Here is a 19,725-nt window from a genome sequence, read left to right on the forward strand (position 1 = left end):
AGGAAAGAGGAAAGAGGAAAGAGGAAAGAGGAAAGAGGAAAGAGGAAAGAGGAAAGAGGAAAGAGGAAAGAGGAAAGAGGAAAGAGGAAAGAGGAAAGAGGAAAGAGGAAAGAGGAAAGAGGAAAGAGGAAAGAGGAAATTAGCGCTTGACAAATAGGTTGGATTCCGCATCATTTCACCGCTCACCGCTCACCGCTCACCGCTCACCTCGTCGATTAGACTTTCTGGCGAATCGGTTTAATCATTCCAACGCGCTTTATAGCCGCGTTCGTCGATATGCACGAAGGGGCCGTGGTGTGGCGTCGTTCGATAACGCGCTAGGCCGCCTATGAATTTGTTGTATAGAGATTGACCTTCCATTTCCTCGATAATATCGATCAAGACCTTGGCATCTTGATAATCTCGTTTACCGTCCTTGTTGAGATCGTCCATATAGCCGTCCTTGGGTTTTACGTCGATGTAAATATCCGCGGCGCCGCCATAGATGTGTTGACTGTAGGGGCCTTGTCCGAGCGATTTGTTATACCATGGCGTTCGGTAGCCGCTCATGATGTGAAGCGAATCGACCGGAAAATGCTTGCTGTACAGCGTTTCGATAATGTGTTCGAGCTTGAGTAGCAATCGTTCGCGCAGCACCAGATATTTCGGAAAGCCGTCTTTTTGATGGGAAAGGAATTCGCCGATCGTGAAATGCGGGGATACTTTTGCGTCTTGATTGGCTTCGGTGACTTCGATAAAACCTTTCGGCGTTTCGTAAGTTTCCATGTTTTTAAACGGTAAGCGGGGATAACTTCCGATTTGATAGCCGTTTAGCACACCTTTTTTCACTTTGCTAGCCGGTACCATGACAAAAACGTTAAGCTCTGCAGTTTCCTTGCTAATGGGGTGAGTCAGTCGTATAACGGTCAAGCCCGGTTTATTGGGTGCTTGCCATTGCCATTGTTGCTGAGCAAGTTGCCGTGTTTTTCCATCGACAGCTTGAAACTTTACAGGGACTGAGGGTTTTTTTGTTTTAATTTGAAGAATAAATCTTTCATTAGGTAATACAAAGATGCCAAGAGTATTAAAGGGAATGTCTTCGTTTTTGCTGCTATGTTTCGTAAAAGAATGAATAGTAACTGAAAAACTGTTTCGTTCGCTGCGATGATGTCCTGCCTGTGATAGGTTGGAGTAAGATAATAATACGATTATCAATAATGCGCTTAATTTCATCAATGCTTTTGAGGGATGGTTGAGAGCTAAAAGGATTTTTGTAATTTTTGGATGAGTTCATCGTCACGGTTGTATATGTCTCTGCGAAATTGAACGACACCTTCCGAATCAACCCAAGCAGTCCAATATAAGATATGCACGGGTATCGGGTTAAGCAGCGTGACGGTTTTTTGATCGCTTTGGTCGAAAGCCTCTCGAATAGCATCCGGTGTCATGCGGGAATTGTTTTCAAGCACTAAGTTTGCCAATGCGAAAGGTTTGCCGACACGAATACAGCCGGAACTGAATGTACGATCGACCCGATTAAATAAACTTGGTTCCGACGTATCGTGTAAATAAACGTTATGCGGATTGGGAAACATAAATTTAACCTTGCCCATGGCATTTTTGGGTCCTGGTTTTTGGACCAAGCGAAAGGGAAAGTTATTCGGATCTACTTGCCGCCAATTAACCGATAATGGGTTTATTTCTGTTCTATCTGCTCCCCAACCACGGTAAAGCTTCATGTGATTTCGTTCGATGTAATAGGGGTCCCTGGCCAGAATCGGTAATTTGTCTTTGACTGCAATGCTGTTAGGTACGTACCATGAAGGGTTGATGACCAAATAAGTCATCGAGCCGGTAAATATCGGGGTTTCTCGGTATTTTTTACCGACTATGACCGGCATGTGCAGCAAGACTTCGCCATTCCCGACAAAATTAAGTTCGAATCCTGCAATATTGACCATGATATGGCGCGCGCCAAGATCTTCCGGTAGCCAACGCCAACGCTCAAGGTTAGCGCGAATCTGATTGATGCGCTGATCGACGCTGACGTTGAGTGCCGCAAGCGTGGCTTTTCCAACAATGCTGTCGGTTTCTAATCCGTGTCGTTTTTGAAAGTATTTAACTGCTTGTTGGAGTGACTGGTCGAACTCTTTGCTGTCAAGAGTAACATCGTTCGGTAATTCGCCCGAGGCGGCTAGTCTTTTTCTGAGTTCGATGATGCGAGGATTTATTTCGTCAGGACGAAGACTGGGGCCGTCCGTCACTGAAGGCCAGCCGCCCCGATCCTTGATCGCACGATAATCGGCCAATGCTTGTGCCAAAGAACGGTAGCCGGGTTGATTCGGAATTAACGCCTTGAGGTTTTGCTCAATCGAATTGGTATTGATCGCATCGGTCAGAATTTTGACCATATCGGTTGCTCGTCGACCGGTATCCCATTTCGACTGGAGCTTTTGTGGGTTGACTTGTCCTTGTACCAAATGGGTGCCGTAAGTCAGAAAGGCATCGCTTAATAATAAGTCTAAATCGACCGAGAGCATCAAGACTTCGGATTCATCCAGCGGTGCTTTTAATCTTTCCAGGCGTTCATTAATGGCCGTGACATGGTAATTGTTTTTGTTGAGACCATGCTGATCAGCGCTATTGAGTATATGAATCAGTTGATAAGCTTGCGGGGTTGGTTGACCGTTGGCAAGCCAAGCTTTAGAAAATTGCCTGTCTGAATAAAAGGTGATAAGGCCCTTTTGCGAGTTTAAAGGTTGGTTATCGATTGAAAGATCAAGAATCTCAGCCGCGGATTCAATTCGCTCGCGTATCGATTCTTCAACGCTTAGATGCTCGGCAGTCGATATTTTCGGCAAGAATAAAGCGATTATCGTTAGTGCAATTAAAAGTTTATGTAAGGGTTGTTTCATTGGCTTCGGATCGGATGGCGTTGGCTTAATAAGGTCTTTAGGATAACCCTGTCACGGTTTCGGCAATTATAAAAGAGTAGTATTTTTTGAAACAGTTCTACCTGGTCTATAATTGCTTGAAAGTATTGTGCCTTAAAGTTGTCATTATCAACTAAATTATTGCATTAATTATCTATGATTTTAAACATAGCCAATGGTCTATAAACTTAGGTGCCGGTAATTATTTACATCCCCCCTATCGTTTCCACGCTGGAGCGCTCATCGTTATACATAAATTGTAGGGTACGCTGCGCGTACCAAAGCCGTGCCCTGGCGGCTCGGTTGGCACGTGAACATTGCGGGGTTACCATGGTACGCACAGCTTACCCTTCGCGGATCGCTTAGCGCTAGGTGATCCGCGAGTGTTAAGTGACAGTATACCCGTCGTAGATCAAAATTCGGCGCCTGGGTGTCCGCTAAAGGACGCCGTGAACCCAGCACCTAAATTATCAAAGGAAGTTAACCATAGCCAACGAGCTATGGAATTTAGGTGCTGGGTGAATACGTTCATGTAGGCTCTATGCCAACTCCATGCTGGCAAAGCCTTTATCGGACACCCAGGCGCTTCCTCTGGCACTGCCGAAATTTGAAGTGTGAAAGGTAAAAATGGTATCGGGGTCTCATTGGCTAAGATTGCAAAAGGCTAATTTTTGACTTATGTATAACGATAAGCGCTCCAGCGTGGGAACGATATTGCCGGGGGACTGAATAGTTACATGCCACGCGGTTACGACTTCTAAACGGAGTTTTTGACTGGTTCTTTAGCCTGATAGAATTATAGCGCGGCCGTTCCTAAATTAGTCGCTTAGGCGGTGTAAGTGTATTCGGATCCTTTTCTTAAAAACTTTCCTTTTTGGAGAAAGAATAAATGACGAGGGCTGAGCACCTATCAAGCAGTTGCCAAGCGGGTAACGCTGCTAAAACTCGTGAGTGAGATTGCCCTATAATGGGTCGCTTTGAGGATTAACGCGTTGATAATTATCGATCACTTATCCAGATTTTTGTTTTGTATATTTAAAAAGGAGATTCCTAATGTTCAAAAAGCAGGCAATTGTTTTGCTGATTTCGGCTGTAACCGCACTGAGCGGGTGTAATCGGGTTTATTATGCCCAGGATGTCGACGATGATGACTTAGTGGAAGTCAGCTACGATGCGGTAGATGAGTTATTGACACATCTCAGACATCCATTGCCTAGAGGAAGCTTGGTTGTTGTTAACTCGTTAGTCAATGTAGATGATATGAGTCAATCGTTTTCGTTCGGTCGAATCGTTTCCGATCAAATTGCATCGGCATTTCATCGTTCAGGTTATCGTGTCATGGGTATGGAGTTACCGACCGAAATTTTCGTCAAAAATGACACCGGTATTTTGCAGTTGTCCGATGAAACTAAAGCCGGATTGGCCGAAGTTGGCGCGCAAGCTTTGTTAGTAGGCACTTTTGCGCCGGGTAAGAAAAATGCTTATGTATCGCTAAGAGTTGTCGATATCGATAGCGGATATTTTGTAGCGACTACCGATTATTCAATCGCGATGGGTCCCGATGCTAAAAACTTACTGAAAGCTAAGCCGGTAGAAGAGGAACCAAAGGAGGAAGAAGAGCCTATGCCGATGGTCGATGAATCGATGGACGATTTCGATTTGTTTGAATGAGCCTTGGTGGCAAGCATTCTGATACTTTATCTGCATTCATCGTCATCCATGGCGTTCTGGGTGCTGTCAAACCCAGAGGTACCGAAGCATCATTCCGTCAGGGATTCACTCCAAGCTATCCTGCCCGGAGCCCTTCGGGTAAATGCAAATCCGTTCCATACGAATTTGTGGCGTAATCCAGTGCCAAGGATGGCAATGCGCGTGGCTTCAGCTCCGTACAAAACAGGATATCGGCGATCAATGCCGATATGGCGCTGACTGGTTACAATTTGATATCAAAAAAATTAGATACGGTGTCGTGATCGCTTGGGGCATCGGCTTTTCCTTCCCTGACTAATCGGCATGTTTTGAATCCTGCTTTTAAAGCGGCATCCAGCTCCTCGGTAATATCCGACAAAAATAAAATATTTTCCGGTTCGGTTTCGATTTGTTCGGCGATTGCCGAATAAGAGGCAGTCTCTTTTTTACCGCCGATGTGCGTATCGAAATAGCCGGAAAATAGCGCGGTTAAGTCACCGAATTCGGTATGCTTGAATAAAAGTTTTTGCGCATAGACCGAGCCCGATGAATACACATAAAGTTTGATGCCTTGATGGTGCCATTCCTGCATGGCTTGAGCTGCATCGGCATAGATATGTCCCTTGAAATCGCCTTGACGATAACCGTGTTCCCAAATCAATCCTTGTAAGGATTTCAATGGAGTGACTTTTTGATCTTGATCGATCCATTGAATCATTTGTTCGATTAATGATTCGGTATTCGTCGGGTCGTCGATTAGCTTGGCGGCATCCTGCAATAATGCGCTAACTTCCGGTTCGTGACCATGGTTGCGAATGAATTCGGCAATATGGGCCCTAGCATAAGGAAATAATACCTCCTTGACGAAGGATAAAGATGAGGTTGTACCTTCAATATCGGTGACGATGGTTGTGATCATAAGTGTCGAATGTTTGATCTACGATGGGTATAAAAAAGTAGAAATTAGGTAAACCTATGTTGTAAGTATTCAGTCCCCCTCTTTGAAAAAGAGGGGCTAGGGGAGATTTTTTAAATAAATCCCCCTCAATCCCCCTTTTTCAAAGGGGGATTCCAACAATACGCCTGGATTGCGGTAATTTGCCAACGGGGTCTGAATACTTACCCTATGTTAGTTCGTATTCATTCCTAAGGGAAAAAGAATAGAAAGAATATTAATCTAATTGTTGAATATAGTCGTCGAAACTGGGGAATTGCTCGGAAATGTTGCTACCGGTGAAATTCGCGACCCAGCCGTCCGGTGTCGTGAACAGGCGAATACATCGGAAATTGGGATTTTGGCCCATGTCGAACCAATGTTTAGCGCCTGCAGGAACACTGATTAAATCGCCTTGCTCGCATAAAATGCAATACACCTTGTCGTCGACATGTAATGAAAATAGCCCTCTGCCCTCGATGAAGAAACGAACTTCGAAATCGTCATGGATGTGTTCGGATAAAAACTTTTGTCGTAATGCCTCTTTTTCGGGGTGATTAGGGCTTATACCGATAACATCGACGGATTGAAAGCCGTATTCTTCTTGTAAGCGGTCAATCGGTTGCCGGTAGGCTTGTAATATAGCATCCTGGTCGGCATCGTCCGTAAGCTCGAATCCTGCGCTCCAACGTTCGAAACGGATATTCAGTGGTTCCAGTTGTGCTTGTATATCGCTGAAATCAAGATAAGTATTGCCGTTATTCGGATCATTATCGGGGTATACAGTCAATGCGCTCATCGGTTTAAGGCTCCGTACAGTCGTATTTCACAGTCAAATAAAAACTCCAACGCTTCAACATGTCTTAGCGCATCTTCGACACTCCGGCCCCATGTGTAATAGCCGTGTCCCGAGATAATATAAGCATAAGTTGATTCGCGTTGATCCATATAAGCATCGATCGTTGCTGAAAGTCTATGCATATTTTGATCATTCGCGAAAATGGGAATGCTGATTCGCGTTTCATGTGTATCGATATCGTGTAACGCTTTCAAAAGTTCATAATCATCGAGTACCAGCTCGGTTTTAAATAGCTTGGATATGAGCGTGGCATTCAACGAATGTGGGTGTAAAACGGCTTGCACCTCCGGGAATCTTTGATACAGCGCTGTATGCAATAGTGTTTCGGCCGACGGTTTTTTACCGTCAAGGGACGTACCGTCAGGAGCAATCAGCATGATATCTTTTGCACTGAGTCGGCCTTTGTGTTTGCCTGAAACGGTAATAGCTACATCGCCATTGGACAAGCGTGCGGAAAAATTGCCGCTAGTTGCCGGTACCAAGCCTTTCCTATCGATAAAGCGTCCGGCTTCGATTAATTGCACGGCTTTTTCAGAAAATTCGTCTTCGAGTGTCATATTAATAGTTTGTGGATCTGAGTCAGAGTCTATTTTACCGATAATCGAATCCGGATGCTCAAACGATTATATCTAAACGCTATTGCATTAGTGATATACCCAGCGTAGATAAAAATTCGGCACCGGGGTGCCCGTCAAAGGACGCCGTAAATACATCCCTGTAGGCTCTATGCCAGCTCCATGCGGGTCCCTCACCTAGCGTTAGGTGAGGGACCGAACACCCCGGCACCTCCTTAGGTACTGTCGAAATTTGAAGTGCGAAAGGTATAGATGAGGTAGGATTACTCCTTTTTTTCACAGTAGGTTTTCAATCGGTGAAATGGATTCAGTTTTTAGCGATGCTTATTTTTGTCTCGCATCTTAATGCGTGCACATGGATGTATGACGATTTCAAAGCACCAAAGGTTAAATTGTTGGCTATTGAGCCTTCACAGTTTAGCTTATTCGAACAACGTTTTAATATACGTTTGCGTTTGCAAAATAGGAACGATTCCGAATTAGCGATAAGAGACATGGTCTATGCGCTGAAACTTAATGGTGTCGATTTTGCTCAAGGCATCAGCGATCAGGAAATTACGATTCCCGAATATGGCGAATATGTTATCGAATTGCCCGTGAGCGTCAAATTAAAGACGCTTTTACGTCAATTGACTCGGCGTGATGGCGGTCCCATTCGCTACCAATTGACCGGGCAACTAGGTTTAATGCGCAGCCTGATAACACTTCCATTCGATTATGAAGGGGAGGTTGATTTGGAGTTTTGATGGGGCATGCGGTATCAGCGATGAATGGTTTTAGTCGAATAGCATGAATTATCGTAAGCGGCAAAATCGCAAAAGTTACGGAAAACACTATAATAAACGTTATTCAACTATTTCAATAAAGAGACCGCTCGACCATGGCCGACTCAGAAGATAAAAAAAAGTCAGTATCGCCTAAAAACTTTGCCGATGACTTAGATTCAATGCTCGATGATGCGGCTTCGTCAATCGATAGCGATGAATTAATGAATGATGATGACGCTATCGACAAATTATTGATGGATAGCGCTTTTGATGAGCAAGAATTGTCCGATGACGAAGACGAATTCGGAGAGTTATTTGCCGATGAATTAGATGCTGATAATGATCTATCAGGGGGTGAAGCCGATTTAGTTCAAGACCAGGAGCCGTCCAATTCTTCTGAAGATTCGGCAATGGCCGAAATCGATGAGTTTTCAGATATAGGTTTCGACGAGTTTGCAGAAACCGAGCCGGAACCGATCCCTGATTCTTCTCCGCCGGAAGAAGAGGCGGAAACGGATTTCGATAGCGATGACTTTACGTTAGCGGAATTCGATATTTCCGATCCGGAAGATCAAATCGACGAATTTGCAACGACTCAGGAAGAGAATATAGCATTTGAGGAAGAGGAGGAAAGTCCTCGTGCAATGATAGACCCAGAAGAACTAGAGCAAGAACCGGATCTGGACTTTGCGGTCTATGACGATGCTTCGGAGCTTCCTGAAGCGGTGACGGCGGAAGAACCCCATAAAACAGTCGTCGACGACGTTATTACGACACAAATCAGTCAATTATTTAGTGAGCAGGAAATATTAAAGCAACAATTGGCCACAATGAGCGCTTCGACGAGTCAAGGGCAGGCCGATGAAATCGATCGTTTGTCTAAGGCTCAAAACCAATTAAAAAAACAACTCGACAAAGGCGCAAAAATACCGACGATTACTTATGTGGCCATGGTCATTGCTGTTGTGGCTTTATTAACGGCCAGTGTATTCGCATATTTGGTTTTGCAAAGCGATAATGAAATCGAGTCTTTGACTGAATTAATCGGTACGTTGGAAGAAAATCAAACCGAATTGAATGCTTTATTGATCAAAAATAATTTGCCGGAAGCCGCTCAAACAAGCCCTGCGCCAATGGCTTTTCAAGATGAATCTATTGAAGGCGATAATACCGAGGTTATTCCGTTAACACCGTTATCACCGTTAAAACCAAAGATTACCGAAACGGAAGCGAATGGAACAGTTTCTTCTGAAGCGCAATTAGCTCAAGCGACAAGCACAACCGAGGCAACACCGACTGATACTGAAAAGAAAATCGAGCAAGAGGAGGGCTCACCGCCTGTATCCGATGTTAATGAAGAGACCAGTCAAGTAGCGGCATTGGAAGCTAGAATCAAAGAATTAGAAAAGAAGCTTGCTAAGGCGACCGCTCCGCCAGTCAAAAAAGCGGTAAGCAAAAAGTCAGCCCCGGTCAAACGAAGTTCGCCAAAACCCAAGGCACCGTCGGCCAGTTGGTCGGTGAATCTGATTTCGTTTAAGCAAGACTGGTACGCCAATAGAAAAGCCGCTGAATTCTCAAAGCAGGGGGTACCGGCCAAAGTTATTCCGGTGCAAGTCAAAGGCCAAACTTGGTATAGGTTATCGGTTTCCGGATTTAAGAGCCGGGACGAGGCATCCGCTTATGCTGCCAGGGTAAAAAGAACACATAATCTCGATTCGGTATGGATTGGAAAAGATTGATTCTTGAGCGTTGCTTTTTAAAAACCGTCTTGGCGCCTCGTGAATGCTCAGAGAATAAAGAAATCCACTATTTATTGTCTGGCCCCACCTCACGGTTATGAAAAATGGAACTTGTGGGTATATTTTAGCCAGCAAGTCCATTGATTTTAAAGGCTGGGGTCAAGAAAAACTTTAAATTTCCCGATAAGCCAGCCTTAACGCTCAAGAGACTCAAATAACACCGCCGTCGCGGCCGCGCCTTAAATAGCGAGTCATAATCCAAAAACAACGCGAAGCTTTTTGTCGAACCGGCTCAAGCCCAAAGCAAATAGCGTGGAAAAAAGCAGACTCGCCAAGGCCGTTAAATTATCGACCCACCAAAGATTATAGGCTTCGGCAATAAGATGAAAAGGTGTTCTCAAAAAACCGTTGACCATAAATAAATGGAATGAAAGATCGCCTAAGAAAACAAGCAAGGCTATTAGGATTGATAGCTGCAATCGAGTTTTGAAGATCCATAAGGAAAAAGTCAAAATCAAAACAGTAAAAGTCAGATCGGAAATAATCCAGGCAAAGTGATTGACCGATGCCAGCGCAAACAACAGCAAAGACAAGACAACACAAATGACCGGGATTTTAATATTTTCTTGTGATCCTAAATAGACACCCAAGCCTATAACCGATGCATGGCCAAACACCATGTAATTCAGGTTTAGGTGGTAGTCTATTAAAACGGGGTTAAAGAACCATTCCAGGCAAGTAAAGAGTACAAAGGTAGCAAAAAGAAATGGTGCTCCAAATTTTTGAAATAACTTCAAAAAAAACGGGTAAATCAGATAAAACTGAAAAATAAACGGTAAAAACCACCAAGGACCAACCGGCATAAGCGCTTGTCCGGGTATGAAATTAGACACCAATAACGCTTTCCAAAGCAGGCTGTCCCAGTAAAGAACCTTACTATCGCTTATCAAATAGGTTTTCAATAGGCCCAACCCAATATAAACGCCAAGGCAAATCAGAAAAGAAAAATAAATCTTGAAAATTCGTCTTTTGATAAATTCGCTATAAACTAGCGGTCGTTTAATGTATTTTCTGGTTAAGCCATAAGCGCTGAAAAAAACGAATATCTGGACACCGTAATGGCCGAAATAGGCGAAAACGGCACGAAAAAACTCGGCGGGATGAAATTGAAGCGTCTGGTAAAAATTCGAGGATGATTGAATGGAGAAGGAAAACTCATTTTCTCCGATAGTCGGCGACAAATTATGAAAAAAATTATGCAAAACGATTAACAGGATACCGACGCCTTTTAAAGCCAGTGCTTGATCTTTTGAAAAGTGGGGAGCCTGTATCATAAGAACCAATTTATACCATGAATCAAAACAGAGCTGTTGAGTGCTATAACACTATTTGATGGTAATTATTAAGATCCCCACTTTGAAAAAGAAGGGGGCTGCTGTTTTCCAAGCTAGAGCTCTCATCGTTTTACATAAGTCAAAAATTACCCTTTTGCAATTTTAGCCAATGAGACCTCGATACCATTTATTGTCACTTAACATACTCGGCTATCCCTCACCTAACGCTAGGTGAGAGGCTAGCGCTAGGCGATCCGTGTAGGGTACGCTGTGCGTACCATGGTAACCCCGAGATGTTCATGTACCAACCGAACCGCCAGGGCACGGCTTTGGTACGCGCAGCGTACCCTACAATTTATGTATAACGATGAGAGCTACAGCTTGGGAAGGAGCGAAAATAAGTACTCGGCTGTTTCCCAAGCTCCAGCTTGGGAAAGCGATACATGAAGCTCTAGCTTCGCGAGACAAGTAAAAAGAAGCTAATACACCTTCGCAGACAGCGGTTACCGCTAAACTAAGTTCAATCGGCCAGGCAGGTCTCCAAGAAGCCAGAGCTTCCGGTTTTTCCTTCCCAAGCTAGAGCTTGGGAAGCAGCGAATATAATACTCATTCCTTATGAATAGGCACGAAATAACTTAGGCTTTAGCTCCGGCAGAACGGTATGTAACGACGCTTTATCAGATTAATTCAAAGAAATAACCTAAAATCCTAATCACAAGCGCCCAACAAAATAATTAAACTAAACAACCCATGCCCTTCCTGAAGATCGAAGAATTCATTTGGCGACACAGAAGACCGTTTGTCGTCCTATTTTCTGTTGTGGTCATTCAATTTTTCGAACTGGCATTATTGCACGTTAAATACGATATCTTTACCGGCGGATTCTTACAGCCTTATTCCTACAGAACGCTACCCGAAAGATCCATATTTTTACTGCTTACACTCTGGTACGATTTTTTTCTCTGCGGCATGCTGGCGAGCCTTTGGTTTTATACCGCCGACCGGATCAATAAATTCGGCATCATTATTTATTACGGCTTCACGGTCATCGTATTGCTGGCAATGGGTATCTGGCTCGGGCTCAAGTTCAAAGTTCTGTCCTATTTCAACGACACAATCAATTACCAAATCATCAGAAACTTGGGCGGGGGTAGTCTGAGGGAAGGCTTGCTCTATGCCTCAAACGAAATCGCTTTGTTTGTCGGCATCATGGCCGTCATTATCATCGTTTTTATCGCGATTGCCAGGTTATTAACCCATCATGAATTCGTTCGACACTACCACCAACAAAGCACCGAAACCAAAACATTCAAACGTTTATTGATAACGCTCGGTGTAATCACCCCCTTTTTGACCTATTTTATTTCCGAAAACAATTTTCTTCGCTACGGCTTGCAAAAAAAGACCTCTTATCATCTGGTTAGCGCTGTCTTAGATACTTTGACCGACTTCGACCGGGACGGCTACGGCCTCTTCAATTATCCTAAAGACCCGGCATTATTCGATTCGCGTATTTATCCCGGCGCCATGGATATTCCCGGCAATCAAGTCGATGAAGACGGCATCATGGGCGATGCCGAACTAATGCCGCTTAAACCCGATCCATTGCGAGCGATAGAACCGCAGGCGGGAAAACACATTGTCTTGATCGTATTGGAAACCGCGCGATTCGATTTGCTTGAACAGCAAATCAACGGGCGTTATGTCGCGCCGGTTATACGCGAAATAGCGCAAACCGGTACCTCGGTCGATTACGCTTACAGTCATACCGGCTACACTACCACCTCGTTGATGGCGATATTCAACCGCGAATTGATACAGCACGATCATCACATCCGCTTGATCGATTATTTGCAAAAATCCGGTTACGGGATCTCGATCATTTCCGGTCAAGACGAATCGTTCGGTGACATTGCAAAAAACACCGGCATGATCAACGAAGAGGTCTATTATTTCGATGCGCGCACGGCTATCAGAGACAGGGTGTTTCCCAGTAAAGACCCCGGCAGCCTTAGGCTTAGCGAAGAGCGCGTCGTAGCGCAATTTCAAAAACGTTTTAGCGAGCTCGAATTAGATAAGCCGCAATTTATCTACATCAACTTTCAGGCGGCGCATTTTCCGTACTCGCATCCGAACATGCAGAAAATCTTAATCGACGATTTCATTCCACGGTCGGAAATCCGGGCGGAAAATCGCGAAAGAGTCGCCGAAACCTATTGGAATGCGATAGCTAATGCCGACTGGGCGGTCGGGCAGGTGGTCGAAATGCTCAAAAGCAATCATCTCTACGACCAAACTACATTGGTCATATTAGGCGATCACGGCGAATCGTTATTCGAAGACGGATTTCTCGGACACGGTCATGCGATCAACGACGCGCAAACGCATATACCGCTCGTATTCAACGATTCCAACATAGAAGTAAAACAAGCGATAGGGCAGATCGATGTCGCCGAAATGGCGATTCGCTCGGCATTCGGATTGCCGAACCAATGGCTCGACCAAGAAAAAAACGTTTTCCAATTAGTCGGTAACTTAAAACTGCCGGCACTAATCGGGCATGTCAAATACGGCGATGACCGGGTCGTATTCGATTTTCGGTCTGAACAAGCATACTTGAGCGACCTACAGCAATGGAAGCCTTATCAAGATTGGCTGGAAGATCCGCAGCAAAAAGAGCGCATGACCAATATCATTCTCGAATGGGAAAATTTAAAATGGCATGAGTTCGAATACCGGCAACGGACGAAATTTCCAAGTGCTCAGGTTTATATGCATCTGCATTGAAGGTCCTAGAAGAATTGAAAGTAATGCTGGCATTCAGAATCGAATGTGCTTCAAAAGCTTGCCATCCATGGCACTGGATTCGGCCAGTCCATGGCGGAATGACGAGTTACCCTTAACTTAATGGTAGTGCTCTGAAGCTTGGAAAGCAGCGGAAAAACCTGTGGGAACGACGCCTAAGCCGCGACGAATAAAAAGAGGTACAACGAAGATGAGCCTGAAATACAAGATATATCGTTCCCACGCTTTGCGTGGGAATGCCTGAGTACCGCTCCAGCGGTACGAGCCGCTAGAGCGTCTCGGTCTTCATGCTCACGCGGGAGCGTGAGAACGATATTGGGATGTGAATAATTACAATTTTTCATGTGTCTTCATTGTTAGTTCATTATATTGAATACTTTCACTGTTTCTCTAACTCGCACTGCCATTAAGTTAAGGAAGGCAGTCCTTTCAGAAGGTTAAGATAAGGGGATATAAGCTTTTTTGTCTTATTCTAAATCTCCTCTCCCCAACCCTGTCCAGCAGGAGAGGGAGCTTTTTCTTAACACAATGGCAGAGCTATCTAGCTTGGGAAACAGCGGAAAAGCCTGTGGGAGCAACGCCTACGTCGCGACAAATAATAAGAGGAGCAGCAACGATGAACCTAAAATACAAGATCGATTCAGTTACGATACAAGATTATCTGGAAGGCGAACTGCACAGCGAAATCAAACATGAATACATCGACGGCCAAGTCTATGCGATGGCCGGCGCGAGTACGAGTCATAATCGCATCGTCGCCAATATACTCAGCGCTCTCCACGCTAAATTAAGAAAAACACCCTGCGAACCGTTCGCATCGGATATGAAAGTACAAGTCGCCGAAGATTTTTATTATCCCGACGTGCTGGTTGTATGCAATCATCAGGGCAACGACTACGGCGTCACCGATGCGCCGATACTCATCGTCGAAGTCTTATCGAAAGCGACCCGAAAAATCGATCAAACGCTAAAAAGACAGGCCTATCAAAGCTTGGCCAGTTTGGAAGAATACGTCGTCATCGAACAAGGCTTTGTCGACGTGGAGATATGCCGACGAAAAAACCATTGGCAATCGGAACACTATTTCATGGGCGATGAATTACACTTAGAGACCATCGATTGCCGCATACCGGTAGAAATGATTTACGAACGAGTCGAAAACGAAGATGTGCTGAATTATCTACAGCAGCAAGCCAGCGCGATGCAGAATGAAAGTTAAACAAATCCTGCTTTGAGAGGGTGTCGCTCATGCCCAAGCAGACCTTGCGAGACGAGTTTCCCAAACAGAGTTTGGGAAACAGCGGACCGCTAATCCCCCTTTTACAAATGGGGAGGCTGGTTAATTATCTGCCGTTCGTTTGTGGGAGCGACGCCAACGTCGCGATTTCGAGGTCCGAAAGGTTAGGGAACACTAAACGGTATCAAAGCCTAATGGGCTAACCCGACCTACACTACTGCCAAAAGCACATTCAAAATTCGAAATCAAGCACATGACCCGAAAAAAACTCCCCATCGGTATACAAACCTTCGAGAAAATCCGCGAAGACTACTATTACTACGTCGATAAAACGCGCTTTATATTGCAGCTAATCGACGAAGGCACGCATTATTTCCTATCCCGCCCGCGCCGCTTCGGCAAATCCTTGCTCTTAGATACGATAGGCGAGCTGTTTGCCGGCAACGAAACGCTCTTTCAGGGATTGTATTGTCACGACCGATGGGATTGGACGAAACGCAATTCCATCATTCGCATCAGCTTTGGCGGCGGCGTGGTGCGAAGCGTAGCGGATTTGGAGCGCCGAATACTCGCCTTATTGCGCACCAATAGAGAAAATCTCGGGCTCATCTGCAGCGACGAAACGGATATACCGGGCTGTTTTGCCGAACTGATACAAAATGCGGCCAAAAAAGCGGGCGAAAGGGTAGTCGTATTGATCGACGAATACGATAAACCGATATTGGATAACATTACTAATCCGGCACTTGCCGCCGAAATACGCCATGGCTTGCGCAATCTGTACTCGGTCATCAAAGACTCGGACGCCCACATACGCTTTACGTTTTTAACCGGCGTATCGAAATTCAGCAAAGTCAGCTTGTTTTCCGGACTGAACAACCTGCAAGACATCACCGTAGACAAACGCTACTCAGCCCTTTGCGGCTACACCGCCGAAGATTTCGACACGGTATTCGCGCCGGAACTGGAAGGACTAGACCGCGAACAGATGCGCGAGTGGTATAACGGTTACAACTGGATGGGGGAGCCGGTCTACAACCCGTTCGACTTGCTACTGTTATTCAGCACCCGAGAATTCAAACCGTTTTGGTTTGAAACCGGCACACCGACGATCTTGATCGATATCTTGACCGAGCGCGGCTTTTTTGCACCAGATTTTGAACGCCTTCACGCCAGCGAAGCACTGCTGTCGACCTTCGACGTCAACAACATCGCCACCGTGGCGCTACTGTGGCAAACCGGCTATCTAACCTTGAACGGCAGCCGACAACAGGGCGCGCGAATCGAATATGCCTTGAAATATCCCAATCTTGAATTGAAAAGTTCATTGAACGACGCCTTACTGAAAGGCCTAGTCAACGACGGCATGTTGGCCGAACAAGCGCAAAGCCGCTTCTACGATTTATTGAGCGCGAACGACTTCACCGGCTTGAAAACCCATTTCGAAAGCCTCTATGCGAGTATCCCGAACGACTGGTGCCGAAACAACCCGATCGCGCAATACGAAGGTTTTTACGCCAGCGTATTCTACAGCCACATCGCGGCCTTAGGCTTGGACATCATCTTAGAAGACGTCACGCATCAAGGCCGGATCGACATGACAGTCTGTTTCAACGAACAAATCTATCTATTCGAATTCAAAGTCGTCGAACTGGCGCCGGAAGGACGAGCAATACAGCAACTCAAAGACAAACGCTACGCCGACAAATACCGCAGCCTAAATCAACTGATTCACCTAATCGGCGTAGAATTCAGCAAAGACAGCCGAACTGTTGTAGGCTTTGAAGTCGAACAAGCTGATGAGCGCAAGTGGAAACGATCCCCATAGGAGCCAGTTTGAGGTAATAACGCGTCATTCCGCCAGGGATTGGCGGAATCCAGTGCCAGGGATGGCAATGTGTAGATTCACCTCCATGTAACCTGGATATCGGCAATCAGGCGCGGGGCGGGTTATACAACCTGCCCCGAACGTTTTGGTCTACTTTGAGCATAGTAAATGCTATCGAGATCACATTAGCTAAAATGGTAAGGTGGAATCAACGAGTTATGAACAACGATGAGAACTAGTGAAACAACGCATGGCTCGACCAAGAAAAAACGGTCTTTCAATTAGCCGCCCCTTAAAACCACCGGCACTCATCGGATATGTCCAATACGGCGGAGACCGGATTGTATTCGATTTTCCAAGCGTGCAAGCAAACTTGAGCTATCATAGAAACACAAAATCGAAAGAGGCGGCACATTGAGCAGAAAAGGTATCATACTCGCAGGCGTCAGCGGCACACGCCTTTACCTGATCACGATGGGCGTTTCCAAGCAACTCTTGCCGATATACGCAAGCCGATGACCTATTATCCGTTGTCGGTGCTAATGCTGGCCGGTATACGCGATATACTGATCATCACAACGCCAGAAGATCAGCTGCCCTTCCAACGCTTACTCAAAGACGGCAGCCAATTCGGCGTTTCTATTACCTATGCCGTGCAACCCAAACCGGACGGTTTAGCGCAAGCCCTTCTAATCGGCGAATCGTTTATCGGCAACGATCCGGTTTGCTTGGTGCTTGGCGATAACATATTTTACGGACAAGGATTTACACCCTATTTAAGAAATGCAGCGTCCCGCGAATAAGGCGCCACGGTTTTCGGCTATCAAGTCAAAGACCCGGAGCGCTTCGGTGTCGTCTTTATTTGATAAAGACCTTAGAGCGCTATCTATAGAAGAAAAACCAAAAACCGAAATCCAACTTTGCCGTTACCGGGCTTTATTTCTACGATAACCAGGTCATCGACATCGCCAAATCGGTCGATCGCTCGCATCGCGGCGAACTGGAAATCACCAGCGTCAATCAAATATATTTGGAGCGTGGGCTACTCAATGTCCAACTGCTGCGACGCGGCTTCGCTTGGCTCGATACCGGAACTTACGAAAGTTTGCTGGAAGCCGCGCAATTCGTTGAAACTATTGAAAAACGGCAGGGCTACAAAGTCGCTTGTCTCGAGGAGGTCGCCTGGCGCAACGGTTGGTTGAGCGATGAAGCATTGATAGATGAAGCGGCAACCTTGTCGAAAAACAGTTATGGTCAGTATTTGCAGGATTTGGTCAAAAGTGGGCTTTATTCATGAATAACTCTAAATATGCATCGGTATCAGTTGTTGTTCCTGTCTATAACAGCGAACAAACCTTACCTGAATTAATCGCTAGATTGAGACAGGTTCTTGAACCTGTGACCGAAACATTCGAAGTGATCTTGGTCAACGATGGTAGTAAGGATGATAGCTGGCAAGTGATCGAAATGTTGGCAGAAAAAGATAGCGCGGTATTGGGGTTAAATTTAATGCATAATTATGGCCAGCATAATGCCTTATTAGCTGGAATTATGCATGTACAAAATGAATGGATAATAACGATTGACGATGATTTGCAAATTCCGCCGGAGGAAATCCCTAAATTACTTGAGGTTTTAATCGAAGGGTATGATATTGTTTATGGAAATCCTGAAAATCCAGAACATTCCTTATGGCGAAGGTTATCATCGAAAATAGTTAAGATTTCTTTAGGCATTGTTCTAGGTGCTGAAATGGGAGCGAAAAGCAACGCTTTCCGGGCGTTTAGAACCGAACTAAGAAAAGGTTTTCTTCAATTCACAGACGCTAGGGTTTCAATCGATGTGCTATTATCATGGACGGCGAACCACATAGCGGCTGTCAAAGTTGCGCATAAAGCGCGTCAATACGGATGTTCAGGCTATACACTAAGAAAACTGCTGTCGTTGACTTTGAGTATGGTCACTGGATATTCGACTGCGCCATTAAGAATTGCGAGCTGTTTAGGTTTGTTTTCGGCTCTAGTAGGTCTTGTCATTTTTATATACGTTATTATTCAAAGGTTTATTCATGAGGTCAGTGTTCCAGGTTTTACTTTTATTGCAGCTGAAATTGCTATGTTTGCCGGCATGCAGCTATTTACGGTCGGCGTGATCGGCGAATATCTTGCCAGAATGCATTTTAGAACCATGGGGAAACCTTCTTATGTAGTAAGAAAAAAAACAGGCAATGGGAGCTTGAGTGAATAGCTTTGTAGTAATTATTCACATCCCCCCTATCGTTCCCACGCGGAGCATGGGAACGAGAAGAATGGCCGGGGAACTGAATACTCACGCTTTGTAAGCATTATAGAGGAAATATATGTATTTATAATTAAGTACTGATTCATAAATAACCTGGCAAAAATTGCAGCATTGGTATCAATTGGAAGCGGCAGTCATGAAGCGGATAAAGGCACTAACGAAAGAAGAGCAAAAGACATTGCTAGATGCCGCTCGTTATGCCCCGGAATCCCGATTTAGGCGGCGAGCGCATGTTGTTTACTTGTGCGGGAAAGGTTATCGTGTCAATCAACTGGCGGACATTTTTGCGGTGGATCGAGACACCGTCTCAGGTTGGCTAACGGCTTGGGAACGAGAGGGCAAGCGCGCCAAGATTTTTCGCGAAAGCTGAAATGGGGTCCGTCCGATTTCAGCAGCGAAAAATGACTTGGCGATTATTGCCTTCGGCGGCCCCGATTCGCCCTGCGTCCGTGCCACTACGCCACATCATCGTCAACTCGATGCGGCTCCGTAGCACTCCCACAAATGGCTTGACGCCGTGTCGCGATGCCTTGTATTTTGCCTCCGCCTGCGCTAGTCGCGCAGACTCCGGCAAAACACCCGGCGCTACGGCTATCGGGGACTAAAAATCTTCACTTCGCTGGCGCTCCGTTTCCAAGATTTTCAGCGCTTGATGGGGTTGCATGATCACGAACGTCTAGGGCGACCTCCTCGTATCACAGAAGAGGAAATGGTGGCGCTTGAAAAAGATTTGGAGCAAGCACCT

General features: G+C 45.4%; 14 protein-coding genes and 1 pseudogene. 9 read left to right on the forward strand and 6 right to left on the reverse strand.

Annotated features, from left to right (window positions below; all coding sequences use genetic code 11):
- Positions 1-237: 237 nt before the first annotated feature.
- Positions 238-909 carry a D-Ala-D-Ala carboxypeptidase family metallohydrolase gene (locus ACRJJO_RS19945; RefSeq protein ID WP_431067339.1) on the reverse strand — a complete coding sequence of 224 codons (672 nt, stop codon included), beginning with the start codon at positions 907-909 and terminating at the stop codon, positions 238-240.
- Positions 910-1,238: 329 nt separating this feature from the next.
- Positions 1,239-2,894 (reverse strand): L,D-transpeptidase family protein, encoded by a 1,656-nt coding sequence (locus tag ACRJJO_RS19950; RefSeq protein ID WP_431067340.1) that lies wholly within the window; start codon positions 2,892-2,894, stop codon positions 1,239-1,241.
- 1,071 nt (positions 2,895-3,965) lie between these two features.
- Here ACRJJO_RS19950 and ACRJJO_RS19955 point away from each other — a divergent pair.
- A complete protein-coding gene (locus ACRJJO_RS19955; RefSeq protein WP_341325545.1) occupies positions 3,966-4,583 on the forward strand; it encodes a FlgO family outer membrane protein in 618 nt (205 codons plus the stop codon).
- A 262-nt stretch (positions 4,584-4,845) separates the two neighbouring features.
- On the opposite strand, the gene mtnC is transcribed toward ACRJJO_RS19955, so the two are convergent.
- The 3 genes from mtnC to ACRJJO_RS19970 form a co-directional block, all read right to left on the reverse strand.
- On the reverse strand, positions 4,846-5,520 hold the full coding sequence (gene mtnC / locus ACRJJO_RS19960; RefSeq protein WP_431067341.1) for an acireductone synthase: 675 nt from the start codon (positions 5,518-5,520) through the stop codon (positions 4,846-4,848).
- A gap of 253 nt (positions 5,521-5,773) precedes the next feature.
- Complete coding sequence (locus ACRJJO_RS19965; RefSeq protein ID WP_431067342.1) at positions 5,774-6,334, reverse strand: 1,2-dihydroxy-3-keto-5-methylthiopentene dioxygenase; 561 nt, start codon at positions 6,332-6,334, stop codon at positions 5,774-5,776.
- Entirely contained in the window at positions 6,331-6,951 is a 621-nt protein-coding gene (locus tag ACRJJO_RS19970; RefSeq protein WP_431067343.1) for a methylthioribulose 1-phosphate dehydratase, read from the reverse strand. Before ACRJJO_RS19970 ends, ACRJJO_RS19965 begins: the two co-directional genes overlap by 4 nt.
- Positions 6,952-7,265: 314 nt before the next feature.
- Here ACRJJO_RS19970 and ACRJJO_RS19975 point away from each other — a divergent pair, with 314 nt between their 5' ends.
- Entirely contained in the window at positions 7,266-7,715 is a 450-nt protein-coding gene (locus ACRJJO_RS19975) for an LEA type 2 family protein (protein WP_431067344.1), read from the forward strand.
- 134 nt (positions 7,716-7,849) lie between these two features.
- Positions 7,850-9,475, forward strand: coding sequence for an SPOR domain-containing protein (locus ACRJJO_RS19980; protein ID WP_431067345.1), 1,626 nt, complete (start codon positions 7,850-7,852; stop codon positions 9,473-9,475).
- A 251-nt stretch (positions 9,476-9,726) separates the two neighbouring features.
- On the opposite strand, the gene ACRJJO_RS19985 is transcribed toward ACRJJO_RS19980, so the two are convergent.
- Positions 9,727-10,809: an acyltransferase family protein gene (locus ACRJJO_RS19985; RefSeq protein WP_431067346.1), complete on the reverse strand. Its 1,083-nt coding sequence runs from the start codon at positions 10,807-10,809 to the stop codon at positions 9,727-9,729.
- A 750-nt stretch (positions 10,810-11,559) separates the two neighbouring features.
- Between ACRJJO_RS19985 and ACRJJO_RS19990 the strand changes: the two genes are divergently transcribed.
- The 6 genes and pseudogenes from ACRJJO_RS19990 (at position 11,560) to ACRJJO_RS20015 (ending at position 19,350) form a co-directional block, all read left to right on the forward strand.
- Positions 11,560-13,596 carry a sulfatase-like hydrolase/transferase gene (locus ACRJJO_RS19990; RefSeq protein ID WP_431067347.1) on the forward strand — a complete coding sequence of 679 codons (2,037 nt, stop codon included), beginning with the start codon at positions 11,560-11,562 and terminating at the stop codon, positions 13,594-13,596.
- A gap of 634 nt (positions 13,597-14,230) precedes the next feature.
- Entirely contained in the window at positions 14,231-14,833 is a 603-nt protein-coding gene (locus tag ACRJJO_RS19995) for a Uma2 family endonuclease (RefSeq protein WP_431067348.1), read from the forward strand.
- A gap of 271 nt (positions 14,834-15,104) precedes the next feature.
- Positions 15,105-16,679, forward strand: coding sequence for an AAA family ATPase (locus ACRJJO_RS20000; RefSeq protein WP_431067349.1), 1,575 nt, complete (start codon positions 15,105-15,107; stop codon positions 16,677-16,679).
- A gap of 474 nt (positions 16,680-17,153) precedes the next feature.
- Positions 17,154-17,976 (forward strand): annotated as a pseudogene (gene rfbA / locus ACRJJO_RS20005) (glucose-1-phosphate thymidylyltransferase RfbA).
- Positions 17,973-18,926, forward strand: coding sequence for a glycosyltransferase family 2 protein (locus tag ACRJJO_RS20010; protein ID WP_431067350.1), 954 nt, complete (start codon positions 17,973-17,975; stop codon positions 18,924-18,926). Before rfbA ends, ACRJJO_RS20010 begins: the two are co-directional and overlap by 4 nt.
- A 190-nt stretch (positions 18,927-19,116) precedes the next feature.
- Complete coding sequence (locus tag ACRJJO_RS20015; protein WP_431067351.1) at positions 19,117-19,350, forward strand: helix-turn-helix domain-containing protein; 234 nt, start codon at positions 19,117-19,119, stop codon at positions 19,348-19,350.
- Positions 19,351-19,725 lie beyond the last annotated feature (375 nt).

It is taken from the genome of Methylotuvimicrobium sp., from assembly GCF_050611805.1.
GTDB lineage: Bacteria > Pseudomonadota > Gammaproteobacteria > Methylococcales > Methylomonadaceae > Methylotuvimicrobium.

Bases quoted from the DNA above. Each gene is read 5' to 3' on its own strand.
- ACRJJO_RS19995 (WP_431067348.1), top strand. From the start codon at position 14,231: ATGAACCTAAAATACAAGATCGATTCAGTTACGATACAAGATTATCTG.
- ACRJJO_RS19970 (WP_431067343.1), bottom strand. From the start codon at position 6,951: ATGACACTCGAAGACGAATTTTCTGAAAAAGCCGTGCAATTAATCGAA.
- ACRJJO_RS20015 (WP_431067351.1), top strand. From the start codon at position 19,117: ATGAAGCGGATAAAGGCACTAACGAAAGAAGAGCAAAAGACATTGCTA.
- ACRJJO_RS19950 (WP_431067340.1), bottom strand. From the start codon at position 2,894: ATGAAACAACCCTTACATAAACTTTTAATTGCACTAACGATAATCGCT.
- ACRJJO_RS20000 (WP_431067349.1), top strand. From the start codon at position 15,105: ATGACCCGAAAAAAACTCCCCATCGGTATACAAACCTTCGAGAAAATC.
- mtnC (WP_431067341.1), bottom strand. From the start codon at position 5,520: ATGATCACAACCATCGTCACCGATATTGAAGGTACAACCTCATCTTTA.
- ACRJJO_RS19985 (WP_431067346.1), bottom strand. From the start codon at position 10,809: ATGATACAGGCTCCCCACTTTTCAAAAGATCAAGCACTGGCTTTAAAA.
- ACRJJO_RS20010 (WP_431067350.1), top strand. From the start codon at position 17,973: ATGAATAACTCTAAATATGCATCGGTATCAGTTGTTGTTCCTGTCTAT.
- ACRJJO_RS19990 (WP_431067347.1), top strand. From the start codon at position 11,560: ATGCCCTTCCTGAAGATCGAAGAATTCATTTGGCGACACAGAAGACCG.
- ACRJJO_RS19980 (WP_431067345.1), top strand. From the start codon at position 7,850: ATGGCCGACTCAGAAGATAAAAAAAAGTCAGTATCGCCTAAAAACTTT.
- ACRJJO_RS19965 (WP_431067342.1), bottom strand. From the start codon at position 6,334: ATGAGCGCATTGACTGTATACCCCGATAATGATCCGAATAACGGCAAT.
- ACRJJO_RS19955 (WP_341325545.1), top strand. From the start codon at position 3,966: ATGTTCAAAAAGCAGGCAATTGTTTTGCTGATTTCGGCTGTAACCGCA.